The organism is Telluria sp. AZSoR62, assembly GCF_058111565.1.
Genome location: NZ_JBYTST010000010.1, coordinates 161,530 through 174,650, shown reverse-complemented (window position 1 = coordinate 174,650; position 13,121 = coordinate 161,530). Strand labels below are relative to the sequence as shown.

Annotated in this window: 11 protein-coding genes; 2 read left to right on the top strand and 9 right to left on the bottom strand. The window is 63.2% G+C overall.

The genetic code is table 11. From position 1 onward, the window contains the following. Positions 1-37: 37 nt before the first annotated feature. The 9 genes from AC3XQU_RS16705 to AC3XQU_RS16665 are packed head-to-tail and all read right to left on the bottom strand — an operon-like array spanning position 38 to position 11,088. The gene (locus AC3XQU_RS16705; RefSeq protein ID WP_489875285.1) at positions 38-1,222 is read right to left on the bottom strand and encodes a TIGR03088 family PEP-CTERM/XrtA system glycosyltransferase; all 1,185 of its coding nucleotides are present in this window, start codon (positions 1,220-1,222) and stop codon (positions 38-40) included. Positions 1,223-1,226: 4 nt separating this feature from the next. Beyond that, complete coding sequence (gene xrtA, locus AC3XQU_RS16700) at positions 1,227-2,783, bottom strand: exosortase A (RefSeq protein ID WP_489875284.1); 1,557 nt, start codon at positions 2,781-2,783, stop codon at positions 1,227-1,229. After that, the gene (locus tag AC3XQU_RS16695) at positions 2,774-3,967 is read right to left on the bottom strand and encodes a TIGR03087 family PEP-CTERM/XrtA system glycosyltransferase (RefSeq protein WP_489875283.1); all 1,194 of its coding nucleotides are present in this window, start codon (positions 3,965-3,967) and stop codon (positions 2,774-2,776) included. The genes xrtA and AC3XQU_RS16695 overlap by 10 nt, the downstream gene beginning before the upstream one ends. A 3-nt stretch (positions 3,968-3,970) precedes the next feature. Further along, positions 3,971-5,068, bottom strand: coding sequence for a FemAB family XrtA/PEP-CTERM system-associated protein (locus AC3XQU_RS16690; protein ID WP_489875282.1), 1,098 nt, complete (start codon positions 5,066-5,068; stop codon positions 3,971-3,973). Between the two features lie 21 nt (positions 5,069-5,089). Further along, the gene (locus tag AC3XQU_RS16685) at positions 5,090-5,974 is read right to left on the bottom strand and encodes an XrtA system polysaccharide deacetylase (RefSeq protein ID WP_489875281.1); all 885 of its coding nucleotides are present in this window, start codon (positions 5,972-5,974) and stop codon (positions 5,090-5,092) included. Continuing rightward, positions 5,971-7,011: an XrtA/PEP-CTERM system-associated ATPase gene (locus tag AC3XQU_RS16680; protein WP_489875280.1), complete on the bottom strand. Its 1,041-nt coding sequence runs from the start codon at positions 7,009-7,011 to the stop codon at positions 5,971-5,973. The genes AC3XQU_RS16685 and AC3XQU_RS16680 overlap by 4 nt, the downstream gene beginning before the upstream one ends. Before the next feature lie 13 nt (positions 7,012-7,024). Beyond that, positions 7,025-8,587: a TIGR03016 family PEP-CTERM system-associated outer membrane protein gene (locus AC3XQU_RS16675; RefSeq protein ID WP_489875279.1), complete on the bottom strand. Its 1,563-nt coding sequence runs from the start codon at positions 8,585-8,587 to the stop codon at positions 7,025-7,027. Then, complete coding sequence (locus AC3XQU_RS16670; protein ID WP_489875278.1) at positions 8,568-9,536, bottom strand: XrtA-associated tyrosine autokinase; 969 nt, start codon at positions 9,534-9,536, stop codon at positions 8,568-8,570. Before AC3XQU_RS16670 ends, AC3XQU_RS16675 begins: the two co-directional genes overlap by 20 nt. A gap of 19 nt (positions 9,537-9,555) precedes the next feature. After that, positions 9,556-11,088 carry an XrtA system polysaccharide chain length determinant gene (locus tag AC3XQU_RS16665; RefSeq protein ID WP_489875277.1) on the bottom strand — a complete coding sequence of 511 codons (1,533 nt, stop codon included), beginning with the start codon at positions 11,086-11,088 and terminating at the stop codon, positions 9,556-9,558. Between the two features lie 352 nt (positions 11,089-11,440). Between AC3XQU_RS16665 and AC3XQU_RS16660 the strand changes: the two genes are divergently transcribed. Together AC3XQU_RS16660 and AC3XQU_RS16655 are read left to right on the top strand one after the other, a co-directional pair. Next, positions 11,441-12,280 (top strand): S1 family peptidase, encoded by an 840-nt coding sequence (locus AC3XQU_RS16660; protein WP_489875276.1) that lies wholly within the window; start codon positions 11,441-11,443, stop codon positions 12,278-12,280. Between the two features lie 148 nt (positions 12,281-12,428). Continuing rightward, entirely contained in the window at positions 12,429-13,031 is a 603-nt protein-coding gene (locus AC3XQU_RS16655) for an XrtA/PEP-CTERM system exopolysaccharide export protein (RefSeq protein ID WP_489875335.1), read from the top strand. The last annotated feature ends 90 nt before the right edge of the window (positions 13,032-13,121 follow it).

The window sequence follows — 13,121 nt, the reverse complement described above, 5'->3', positions numbered from 1 at the left end:
TTAAGTTGCTCTAAACTTGCTTGAAGTTGAATTAATTTTATTTAAGCGCCGCAGCCTGGGGCCGGCGCAGTTTCTGCTGGCAGAGGCGGTCGTACAGCTTGCCGTATTCGTGCAGCATGGCGCGCATGCTGAAGGCGTCCTCCACCCGCGCGCGCGCCGCTTCGCCGTGGCGCTGCAAGAGTTCCGGGTCGCGCACGTAAGCGGCCAGCGCCGCCACCAGCGCATCGACGTCGCGCGGCGCCACCAGGGTGCCTTCGCGGCCGTCGGTGACCACTTCGGGAATGCCGCCGACGCCGGACGCCACCACCGGCAAGCCGCAGGCCATGGCTTCGAGCATCGACACCGGCGTGCCTTCGGCCAGCGACGGCAGCACGAACAGGGAAAAACCGTGCAGCAGGCTGGCCACGTCGGCGCGCGCGCCGGGCAGCCAGACCACATCGTTCAAGCCGAGGCTGGCGACCTGCTCGCGCACCGCCCCCATCAGGGGACCATCACCGACGATGCTCAGGCGCAGGCGCGCGCGCTGCTCCGGCAACTGCTCGCGCAGGCGGGCAAAGGCGGTGACCAGGTCGCGGTGGTTCTTGACGTCCTGAATGCGCGCCACGGTGCCGATCACGAAGTGATCGCCCCCGTCCCAGGGAGAAGCCCCCGTGCCGGCGGCCGCGGCGAACTTGCCGGTATCGACCCCGTTCTTGATGAACAGGGTCTTGGACGCCGGGATTCCTACCTTCTCGCCCAGCCAGCGGTGCAGGTCTTCCGAGACCGGCACGAAGCAGTCGATGAAGGGCGCCACGCGGCGGCGCAGGAAGTTGTGCTTGGGGTTCAGGCCATGCGGGTCGCTGGCGTCGCGCCCGTGCTCCGCATGCACCCGCACCGGGATCCCGGCCAGCGCGCCGCTGAAGGCATATTCCAGCGCCGACAGGTTATAGGTATGCAGGATGGCCGGGCGCAGCTTGCGCATCAGCTTCCAGAATTTCAGGTGGGTGCCCAGCCCCAGCCCGGGCGGCTTGCCCAGGGCGTAGACCTCGACGCCCGGCTGGGTGATGCGCTGGGCGAAATCGGTGTAGCGCGTCAGGCACACCACCGCATGCCGGTAGCGCTCCGGCGGCATGCGGTTGATGCAGTCCACCAGCAGGGTTTCCAGTCCCCCGACGTCGAGCGCATAGGTCAGGTGCACGACCAGGGGGCGCTGCATGCTCAGGTGGGCGGAATCGTCGCGCATGCGCTTAGCGTCCGCGCGCCTGCAGCAGGGCGCCGTCGACCGCGGCGAAATGCTGGCCGAGGAAGGCGCGCAGCGTGGCGCGCGCGGCGTCCGGATTGCCGTCGATCGGTGCGGCAATCGCCACCAGTGCGCCGTCGTCGCCGCGGAACTGCAGCTTGCCCTTGGCCTGGTGCAGCTTGCCGGCCACGTTGCTGGCCGTGTAGCGGCCATCGACCCACATGACCTGCCACACCACCAGCGGTCCGCCCGGACCGTCGAGCACCGCTTCGCGCAGCGGCAGGGTATGCCCGGCTGCCTGTTCGGTGCGCATCGCCGAGGCGGTTTCGTGGAAGGCGTCCTTCTCGCCGACCAGGCGGTTGACGGAGCTGATCAGGCCCTTCTGCTTGCTCTGGTTACGGTAGTACAGCATCTGCAGCAGGACTGGGCGGCCTTCCGGCGCGCGGTAGACGCGCGCGATGCGGGCGTCCGGTTCCATGTAGTCGACCTGCCAGTCCGGGAAGGCCGGGGCCAGCGGCCAGGACACGGCCGGCTCGGCCAGCGCCACCGCCTGCGGGTTGTGGTTGGCGCGGTCATTGAAGGCGGCAAACGCCGGCCACACGGCGCTCAGGGCCACCACGGCCAGCGCCATCGGCAGCAGCGAGCGCGCTGCGCCGGCAAGCTTGCCGGGTGCTGCCGGTGCGGCGGCGGCTTGCGCCGGCAGCTCGTCTTCGCGCCAGTAGCTGCCGATCCAGAACATGATGAACATGATCACGCCGAAGAACAGCCAGCCGTAGACCAGGTGGTCGACGCCGGTGGCAAGTTCCATGCCGCTCAGGTGGCCGATCATGACGATGCCGTAGGCGCGCAGCCAGTTGGCGACGATCGGCGCCAGGATCGACAGGACGATGAACACCGTGCGGCGCAGGTTGGAGCGATAGGTCAGGTAGGCGTACAGGCAGCCCAGGGTGATCGACGAGATCAGGTAGCGGATGCCGCTGCAGGCTTCGACCACCGACCAGCTGCCGGTGGGCAGCTCGAAGCGGGTGCCGTTGCGCAGCACCGGGATGCCGGTGGCCTGCACTGCCCAGACCGTGAAGTCGGCGGTGTATTCGATCAGCGGGTCGACGAAGACTTCGCCGAAGGGCACCGCGAACAGCAGGAACAGCAGCGGGAAGGTGAATTTCGCGGCCAGGCGCGGGCCCAGCAGGGTCAGTGCGGCCAGCGGGAACATGGTCACGAAGGCGTATTGCATCACCACCTGGACGTCGCCCATGCGGGCGGCCAGCCAGGCCGCGCCGGCGCCGGCCAGCAGGATCAGGCCCGGGCGCCATGGCTGGGCCGGCAGCTGGCCGAACCAGGCGCGCTGGCGCCAGATCAGGGCCAGGCTGATCGGCAGGATGATGTAGCCGTGGGCGAAGGTCTCGGAGCTGTTCCAGATCGACACCATCGAGGAGGCGGTGGCGAAATACAGCGCGAAGGGCGCCAGCAGGGCCAGCGCCAGGATGATCATGTCAGCGCGCGGCAGGGTGGCCGGGGTGTGGACCGGGCTGTCGACGATGCCGGGTGGTGGGGTCAGGAACATTCGAGTCGCTCTCCGATGCAGGCCAGGTTGCTGGGCCAGCTATATTTTCGTTCGACCTTGGCGCGGGCGGCCAGGCCGATCTCGTTGCCGGTGCGCGCCAGCAGTGCGGCGACGGCGTCGGCAAAGCCGGCGGCGTCCTGGGCCAGCACCAGTTCCAGGCCCGGCTCGGCGTCGATGCCTTCCAGCGCCTGGGGCGAGACCACCACCGGGGTGGCCATCGCCATCGCTTCCAGCACCTTGTTCTGGATGCCGCGCGCAATGCGCAGCGGCGCCACGGCGGCCTGGGCATGCGCGATATACGGGCGCACGTCCGGCACGGTGCCGGTGACGACGATGTTCGGCTGCTTGGCCAGTTCCAGCACGGCCGGCGCAGGACGCGCGCCGACGATGTAGAACTTCAGGTCAGGGAAGCGCGCGCGCAGCAGCGGCATCACGTCGTCCGCGAACCACTGCACCGCATCCACGTTCGGCCAGTAATCCATGGCGCCAGTGAACACGATGGCGCGCTCGCCCGCGGCGAACGGGCTGGTGTCGACTGCCTCGGGCGAGAAGTAGTCGGTGTCCACGCCATTGCTGAAGAAGCCGATCTTGGCGTCGCTTTCCGGCGCCAGCTGGCGGAACAGGTCCGCTTCCGGGCTGGAGACGAACAGCGAGGCGTCGTAGTCGCGCGCCACCTGGCGTTCGTAGGACAGCAGCTGGCGCGCCTCATGGCGGTACAGCCAGCTCATCGGCCAGGATTTCTTGTCGGCGTACTGGCGCCATTTGTCCGAGTCGACGTCGCAGAAGTCGACCACGCGGCGCGCGCTCGCGTACTTGTCGGCGTACTGCGCCATCGCCGACGAGAACACCAGCACGCGCTCGATGCCGTGGGCGGCGACGGTTTCGTCGACCCAGCGCTGCATGCCGGCGTCGCGGTAGTAGTCGAGCGAGAGCGAGCGGTTGGTCGCCAGCGCCTTCAGGCTGCGCACGCGCGCCAGCAAGGGGTTCAGGCTGGCGAAATGGCTGCTCGCGCACAGCTTTTCCACGGTCGGCACATGCTGCCAGTCGTCGGCGTCGTCCACGAACGTCGCCAGGTGCACGCGGTAGTCGCGCGCCAGGTGCTTGAGCAGGTGGTAGGAACGGATCTTGTCGCCCTTGTTCGGCGGGTAGGGGATCCGGTGGATCAGCAGGAGCAGGTCTTCCACGGTTTATCCCAGGTTGCGCACGATGTAAGGGCCGAGGAAGTTCGCCACCGGCAGCGGCAGCTTCTTCCACATCTTGATGAACAGCTGGTACTTCGGGTTCAGCGGATTGTTGTCCGGCAGCGCGCTCGATGCGTACAGCTTGTACTCGTACGGCAGCGGCTCGGCGGTGAAGCCCCAGTTCTTCTTGAAGTCGTAGGCGCCGGTGCCGAGCTTGCTGCGGCCGTAGTCGAAGATCCTGCAACCGCGCGCGGCGGCGGCCTGCATCAGGTTCCAGTACATGAAATCGTTGCCGGCCACTTCGCGCGCCAGGTCCATGCCGCCGCCGTAGTAGGGCACGACTTCGTCGCGCCAGTAGAACGACAGCACCGAGGCCACCAGGCGGTCGTCGCTGGTATAGATGGAGCGCACTTCGCATTCCTTGCCGAAGACCTGCTGCAGCTTGGCGAAGTATTTTTTCGGGAACACCGGGGTGCCCAGGCGCAGCACGCTGTTGGCATAGGCCTCGAACATGTTGTCGACGTTGTCCTCGACCACGCCTTTCAGGCCCAGCTTGATCCCCTTGCGCACCATGGCGCGCTGCTTGCGCGGGATGGCGTTCAGGTTGGCCTCGTCGTCGCTGGAGATCTCCTTGCGGAAGGTGACGTAGAGTTCCTTGGTATGCCAGCTGTCGTCGCCCGGGTGGGCGCGCTGCATGCCGCGGTATTCCAGGTGGCCCACGTTCAGTTCGCGCGCCAGCTTGTCGGCCGCTTCATCGAGCAGCACGCGGGCGCCGTCGTCGATGGCCGCCACGCCGCCATACACGCAGAAAGGCATGGCCCCGAGCGAGTGGCCGAACAGGCGGCTCTTGATCTCTGCCAAGGGGAGGATGCCCTGGATCTGGCCGTCCTGCTGCACGTAGTAGAACCAGGTCTTGATGCCGAAGGATTCCTCGATCACTTTCTGCCAGCCGGACAGGTGGAAGAAGGTGGCTTCGGGGCAGGCGCGGACAAAAGCGTCCCAGCGTGGATAGTCTTGCGGCTGCAGCAGGTGGAGCGTGTGCGGGCCGGCGGCCTGGGCCGGCGCGGCGCGTTTGGCCTGGGCGGCTTCGATGATCGAGTTCATGGTGCGGGTGTGCCTAACGATTTATTTCTTGTCCAGGAAGATGCGGTCCATGCGGTCCCACGCGAAGTCGCGCGCCAGCCGTTCCAGGCGGGCTTCCATGCGGTCGATGTTGACGTAGTGGCGGAAGCGCGATTTCGCGTCCAGGCCTTCGGGGCGCGGCTGGCCGGGGTCGACTTCCCAGGGGTGGAAGTAGAACAGGGCCGGCTGGCCGTCGTCGCGGTTCACCTTCTGCATCATCCAGCGCGACAGGGCGTAGGGCAGCAGGCGGAAATAGCCGCCGCCGCCGGCCGGCAGGTTGCGGCCGAACATGTTGACCGTGGTGACCGGCACTTCCAGCAGGCCGTCCGGTCCGTGCGGGTAGAAAGCGAAGCGCGGCGCGTCCGGCATGCCGTAGTGGTCGTGCGCGATCGGGTAGATGCTCGAGCTGTAGCGGTAGCCGGCTTCGTGCAGCGCTTCCAGCGCCCACAGGTTGGCGTGGCCGATCGAGAAGCTCGGCGCGCGGTAGCCCAGCACGGCCTGGCCGCCCAGGTCTTCCAGCAGGGCCTTGCTCGAGCGGATGTCGTTGTCGAATTCGGCGCGGCTCTGGTCGGAGGCGCGCAGGTGGCCGTAGCCGTGGCTGGCCAACTCGTGGCCGGCGGCGACGATCTTCTTGACCATCTGCGGATAGCGCTCGGCGATCCAGCCCAGGGTGAAGAAGGTCGCTTTCACGCCATGGCGCTCGTACAGCGCCAGGATGCGCTCCATGTTGGCTTCGACCCGGCATTCGCGCGCAGGCCAGCTGTCGCGGTCGATGTAAGGGGCAAACGCCGAGACCTGGAAATAGTCCTCGACGTCGCAGGTCATGGCGTTCTTGATGCGCGCACCCGGCACGGGAGCGGGGCGGGCGACCGGTTCGTAGGGTTTCATTCCTGGTTGTCCATGTGCTGGGCCGCCGTGCCCTGGGGCGTGGCGACGATTTTCTTCAGGATCGACAGCACCGAGACGATCGATTTCTCGAGCCGCATCATGCGCTCGTCGAGCAGCTCCACGCTGGCGCGGCGGTCGCCCCCGCGGGTGTCCATGGTGCGCAGCTCGTGCTGGGCCATGGCGGCCGAGCCGGCCGGGTCGGACGGGCTGGCGCCCTCGGGCAATTCGTATTCTTCCGAGATGTCGCGCACCACTTCGTTGACGTCCGCTTCGGTGAAGGCGTGCATCTCTTCCAGGTAGCCCATCAGGAGCACGCGGTCCATCAGCGTATTGGTCTTGCGCGGGATGCCGCCGCTGTAGGCGAAGATGGCCGCATGGGCGCCCTCGTCGAACGCGGGGTCGCCCTGCCAGCCGACGGTGGCCAGGCGGTGCTCGATGTAGGCGCGGGTTTCCTGCGCATCCATCGGGCCCAGGTGGTAGCTGGCGATCACGCGCTGGCGCAGCTGCTGCATGCCGGGGCTGTGCAAGGTGGTGCGGAATTCCGGCTGGCCGAGCAGGAAGGTCTGCAGCAGCGAGCGGTCGTCGGTCTGGAAGTTCGACAGCATGCGCAGTTCTTCGACCGTGCGTGCATTCAGGTTCTGGGCTTCGTCGATCAGGAGCAGGGCGCGCTTGCCCTGGCGGTCGACGCTGCGCAGGAACTGCTCGAGGCGGTTGAGCAGCTCGGCCTTGCTGGCGCCTTCGTACGGCAGGCCGAAGCTGGAGACCACCATGCGCAGCGTGTCTTCCGGATCGAGGCTGGTGTTGACGATGTGGGCGGCGACGATCTGGTCGAGCGGGATCTTGTTGAGCAGGTTGCGCACCAGCGTGGTCTTGCCGGCGCCGACTTCGCCGGTGATGACGATGAAGCCCTCGCCCTGCGACATGCCGTACTCGAGGTAGGCCATGGCGCGCTTGTGGCCCTTGCTGCCGAAGAAGAAGTGGGGGTCCGGGCGCAGCTGGAACGGCTTGGCCGACAGACCATAGTAAGTTTCGTACATCGCTTGCTGCTCCTTAAAGCTGCGCGGACAGGGTGGCCGAAATGGCGTTTTCCCGATAGTCGCCCGCGTTGATGCCGACGCCGCCGCGCAGATGGCGCAGCTCGACCGCCGCGCGCATCGTGCTGCTCAGCCGGCGCGTGTAACCGATCCGGAAATCGCGCCGCGAATCCTCGATATCGGTTTCAATCGAACGGCTGCGGGTAAAGCTGGCATTCGCCAGCAGACTCGAGCGCGGGGTCAGGCGGTAGGTGAAGCTCGTGTTGATACCGCGTTGGCGCACATTGTCGTTCAGGTTAGTCAATTGGCTTCCGAGCAGCGGGCTGTCGGTTTCCTGCGTCGATAGCGCAAGACGCTCGCTGGCGAACAGCGACACGAGCGCGGTACTGCGCGCACGGTTATAGGCCATCGAGGCCTGCAGCAGCTTCTGGCGGATGTAGCGATTGCTGAGGTAGTTGATGCTCTCGGCAAGGCTCGGCGGCAGGTTGGCACTACGGATGTAGTTGGCGACCGCCTGGCGGCGCAGGATCGGGTCGCTGATCGTCGCGGCAAACAGGTTATCGAGCAGCGAGGCCGTGTCGATGGTCGACGGCAGCAGGAACTGCTGGCGGCTGGTGGTGATCGCATCGCCGTAGTTGATACTCCAGACGGTGTGGCGGCTGCGGTGACTCACGTCGAGCTTGCCGGTCTGGCCATAGAAATGGCGTCCTAGGGAAACGATGGCGCGGGTCCGTTGCGACGGCGCCCAGTCGATGCCGGCAGACCAGTTGCGCCCGGCCGTCCGTCCGCCAAGCGCCTGGTAATCGTAGCTGTCGTATCCGGCGCTGGCGGTCAATGCGAGGCGGCGTGTGACCGGATAGCGCAGGTCGGCCACCACGGTCTCGGTCGTCGTTTCGCCGGAGATGTCGTCCTTGAGGTCCTGGCGGATGGCAGTCAGGCCCCAGCCCAAGGTCTGCGAGGCAGCCCCGCTGGTCAGGCTGGCCATGAAGGTGTCGCCGATGGTATTGCCAAAGGCCTGAACGTCGCCACCGTCCACGGAATCGCGCGTATAACGCAGCATCATGTTGGCGGTGTTACCGAAGCGGTGTTCGAGGCGCGGGCTGATACGCCAGGTCTGGATCTTGGCGCGGTTCTCGCCCACATAGGGAGAATTTTCCACCTGCGGGCCGAACGCATAAATGCTGCGCGGCGTGGCCGATGCGCTGGCGTCGACGAAGAACAGGTCGTCAATGACGGTGGCTTGTCCGTCCAGCGCATATTCGAACGAGTGATCAAGGGTATTGGCCTGTTGGTCGTCGCTGTAGGCAAAATGACGCCAACGGGCCGAGCCTTGCACTCGGAAACGGCGACTCGCGCCGCTCACGGCCAGACCGGGCGTGATTTCCGAAACGAACTGCGATTGCTTGAGCTCGTCGCTTTGGAGGGCGACATTGTCAGTGTAGGTCTCGGTTAGCGACAGGGTGGGCTGGACCCGCCATTGGGCGTGGCAAGTCCCCGTGATCAGCATCGCGGCAGCCAACGGCGTCAGGCGGGGCGCAAGCGCGCGCCAGTTGCCAGGCTTAACCGTAATGGTAGTCATACGTCTCTTCAATGCCAGGAATGTCCCTGGTCTTGTTATAGATGAGATTGACGTTGGCGCAGCCTTCCAGCTGGTGCAGTGCTTCTTTGAGCGCATGCTGGGTCGTGGTCTGGGATTCCACGACGACCACGATCTGTCCCATGTGCGATGCCAGTACCCGCGCTTCACTGGTGAGCAGCAGGGGGGGCGAATCGAAGATGACGATCCGGTCTGGATAGCGGTTGGCGATTTCGTGCACCAGCGAGGTCATGGTCGAGCTGGCCAGCAGCTCGGTCGCGCGTGGCGTGCTGGTACCCGCCGCGAGAATGCTCAGGGTGTCAACATTGGTACGCAGCAGCACCTCGGACATGTCCATCTTGTCGTCGACCAGCAGGTCCATCAGGCCGCGCTCGGCAGGCAGGCCGAGAGTTCGCAGCACCGAAGGACGCGCCACGTCGGCATCGATCAGCAGCACAGTATGGTCGAGTTCCATGGCGATGCTCATCGCCAAGTTGATCGAGCAATAGGTTTTTCCCTCGCCCGGCAGCGAGCTGGTCAACATGATCAGGTTGCCCGGATTCTCGCCTTCGACACGTTCGGCGAACGCCCGCTTGAGCAATGGGCGCTTGATGAGTCGGAAGTCTTCGAGCAGGCTGGTACGACCACCTGCGGCGGTGACCATGCCGCTATCGCGCATCCTGTTCAAGTCCAGCTCGACCTTGCGAGTCAAGGGGCGAATCGATTGCGTCGGGGCCCCATCCGCGACCGGGGGGGACGACAGCGGGGCGGCTGCAACCACGCTCGGCAGCGGCTGCGCCAAGGCGCCGTGGGTTTCCAGTAGCGCCGGCGCGTCGATGTCGGTCAGTGGGGTGGAATCCGGCATGGCGGGTTGCGGCGCTGCAGCGACCGGCACGTTGGTTTGACCGCGGTTCAGGTCGATACGGCGTGCCGCTTTTTCGATAATGCTCACGTCTGCTCCTTGGATTCGATTACAGGCCGTTCGGACGGACCAGAATGGCCGTCACGCCCAAACCATAGATGGCCAGCAACAGCAGGACCGATGCGCCCAGCGCCAACAGGCGGCGCTTGCGGCGGATGGTCTGCTCTCCGGTCCAGTTCATGCTGATCGAGCCGAGAATCGGCAAGCCAGTGGCATCGCGCAATGCAGCCTGGCTCAGGAAAGTAGGACGCAGTTGGCTCATCAGGAAAGCAGCGGCCAGGCCTGCAATCAACGCTGCGGCGAACACCAGGGAGAACAGACGCAAGCGGTTTGGGCCCGACGGCAGCAACGGTGCGGTCGGCGGATCGATGACGCGGAAGGTCAGCATGTCGGTGGCCGACGACAGGTCGCCCGAGAGCTTGGCCGACTCGCGGCGTTCCACCAGTTTCTGGTAGTTCTCGCGATTGATCTGATAGTCGCGATTCAGCTGAGCCAGCTGCGCCTCGACTTCGGGCGCGATGGTACTTTGGGTGCGCAATCGGCCGACACGCGAGCTGTACTCGTTCACCCGGGCTTGCAGCGAGGCCACCCGAGCTTCCGCCTCGGACAGTGCAATATTGAGTTGCTGGAACATCGGGCTGTAACCAGCGCCTGGATCGTTGCTGCGCTTGATATTCTTCGCCTCGTCACGCTTGCGCGCAATCAGCTGTTCGAGCAGGCGCGAGTTGGCCACGATGTCGGGATGAGCCTCGGTATATTGCGTACGCAAGGCGTCCAGTGTCTTGTTGACCGTGGCAATGCGTTCGTCTAGCTCAGGGTTGCTGATCATTGGGGCGGCCGTCTCGCCAGGGCGGGACTCGCCCGAGATCCGGCGGCGAATGGCGTTGCGCGCCTGGATAGCCTCAGCCAGCTCCAAGCGTGCTGTATTCAAGGATTCGTTCGTAGTTACCATCCGCGATCCAAAATCGGCGCCTTCCGACGGCAGCATGCCGACGTTACGGATCTTGAACTCTTTCAGCGAATTCTCCGCCGCGGCAAGCTTTTGCTCGTAGTTGCGGATCTGGTCATCGATGAACTGAATGGCTTTTTCGGAGTCCTGCTTCTTGCCGCCAAAACTACCTTCGACGAAGATGGTCAACAGCGCCTGCACGACATCCTTGCCGAGCTTGGGGTCGGGGGCGGTATAGCTGATCGTGTAGATATCGTCGCGCTCGGTTCCTGCGATCTTAATCTGCGACATCAACTCATCGACCATTTCATCATGCTCTTTGGTCGTGGTAGCTTTCACATCCAGGTCGACCATGCGCATGACACGCTCGACGTTCGGACGGCTGATCAGGGTCCCCCGCATGAACATCACCTGCTGTTCGACATTCGGAAGCGTGGTCATGCCCGATAGCAGCGGCTTCAGGATACTCTGGGTATCGACATAGACGCGTGCCGAGGTTTCGTACTGGTTCGGCAGCTTGAGCACCACGGCCCAGCCAACGATGGCAAAGGCCCAGGTAATGAAAATTGCGTGCCAGCGGTACTTCCCAAGTGCTTTGAGGAAGGTAAGAATTGAGGCTGTGATTTCTGCCATGTTGGGATCTCGCCATAGTGACTTGCGTCAAACGCAAGCCCGTCAATCAATAAGAGTGTGAATGATCGCTTGTTGACTGAGCAATTGCAATTGCAGGTCGGAAAAATAAGCGGTTTCTGTCACAAAAATAGTGTCTGTGCAACAGCAAATCGTGGGTCGGATAACCGTACCTCAAGATTTACGTTGTTTTTATCGTTTTATTGCAGAATTGCAACAATTCTGACAATAATTTGTTTTCCAAGATCAACATGCAACGTTCATCAAAACCTCACTTCTGATCTTTTTACAACAACTCTTGCTAATAATCAAACTTGTATATTTTAATGTCTGAAAGACAAAAGAGGCCACACAATTGATTTCTGACCAAACCATCATCATGCCAGCCAGGCGGCTGAGCTGTCTGTTGTTAAGCGTGATAATTGTGCTGTGCAGCATCGTACCTGGTGCGTCGGCACAGGCCGTTCCTGGTCAAGTTCCGCAGGAACTGCCCCAGAGCTTGCCTCGCACTGTGGCGCGGATCAAGCCATCGGTGGTGGGAGTCGGTACCCAACTCAAAACGCGACAGCCCGCCGTTGTCTTCACCGGCACGGGATTCATCGTCGGGGATGGGCTGAGTGTCATCACGAATGCCCACGTTATTCCTAATCAGCTCAATACTGCAGGCTTCGAGGAAATCGGTATCGTTGTCGGCAATGGCGGGGAGGCCGTGAGTTTTCGCAGCGCGCGCGTTGTAGGGCTCGATCGTGAACATGATCTGGCCCATCTGCGCCTGAGCGGAGCACCTCTGGCGTCATTGGCGCTGGCTCCGGACGGTACAGTGGCCGAAGGACAGGCGTTGGCATTTACCGGCTATCCGCTCGGCATGCGGTTGGGCTTGCACGCCGCCACTCACCGAGCCCTGCTTGCTGCAATCGCGCCAGTCGTACGACCCTCGCTCAACTCCCGCCAGCTCGATCCGCGCGCCATCTCCCAATTGCAGCGCCGTCCATTCGACATCTATCATTTGGATGCCACGGCCTATCCCGGCAATAGCGGCAGCCCGCTGTATGACCCTGCAAGCGGTGCTGTCGTAGGCGTGATCAACATGGTGTTTCTCAAGAGTTTGAAGGAAAGTGCGGTAACAGATCCGAGCGGCATCACGTATGCCATCCCGGTACGTCATGTTCATGCGCTGTTGCAAAGATCGGAATAAGTGTATTTCAGTTGTGCGGAAGATTGCCGAAGTGCTATGGTATAAAATAGCGCTCGACAATTTTGCGAGCAAGCAGTGACCTCGGCAGAGGGCTGCCGCCAATGCCAACCAGGGGATTTTTGACGTGAGCACGAATATGATGCAAGGAATGAAGCGCGCGGCGCAGGCTGCGGCAATCGGCTGCCTTTTGGCACTCGCAGGTTGCGCCACCACCAGGCCTGTAGCGGTCGACACGCAAGTGATCAACCCGGAGTACCTGATCGGACCGGGTGATAACATCAACATCATTGTCTGGCGTAATCCGGAAGTGTCGATGTCGGTGCCTGTCCGTCCGGATGGCAAGATTACGACTCCTCTGGTCGAAGACCTGCCTGCCGCAGGCAAGACCTCGACTCAGCTGGCACGCGACATCGAAGCGGCATTGGCGAAGTTCATCCAGCAGCCTGTCGTGACGGTGGTGGTAACCAATTTTGTGGGTAATTACAATGAACAAATCCGGGTAATCGGCCAGGCTGCCAAGCCGCAAGCGCTTCCTTACCGCAAAGAAATGTCTTTGATGGATGTGCTTATTGCAGTGGGAGGCGTCACGGAATTTGCTGCAGGTAACCGTGCCAGCGTTATCCGAACTGTCGATGGCAAACAGCAGCGCCTGCCGGTTCGACTCGACGATTTGATCAAGGACGGCGATATATCGGCCAACATGGCGATGCGTCCTGGCGACATACTGGTCGTGCCTGAAAGCTTTTTCTAATTAGCTGTCGAAAATTCTTACACAGGTGGGCAAGAACTGACTAGACTGAAAAAATAAGGATGAGCCAATGGATGTAGGCCTTTGTTTTAA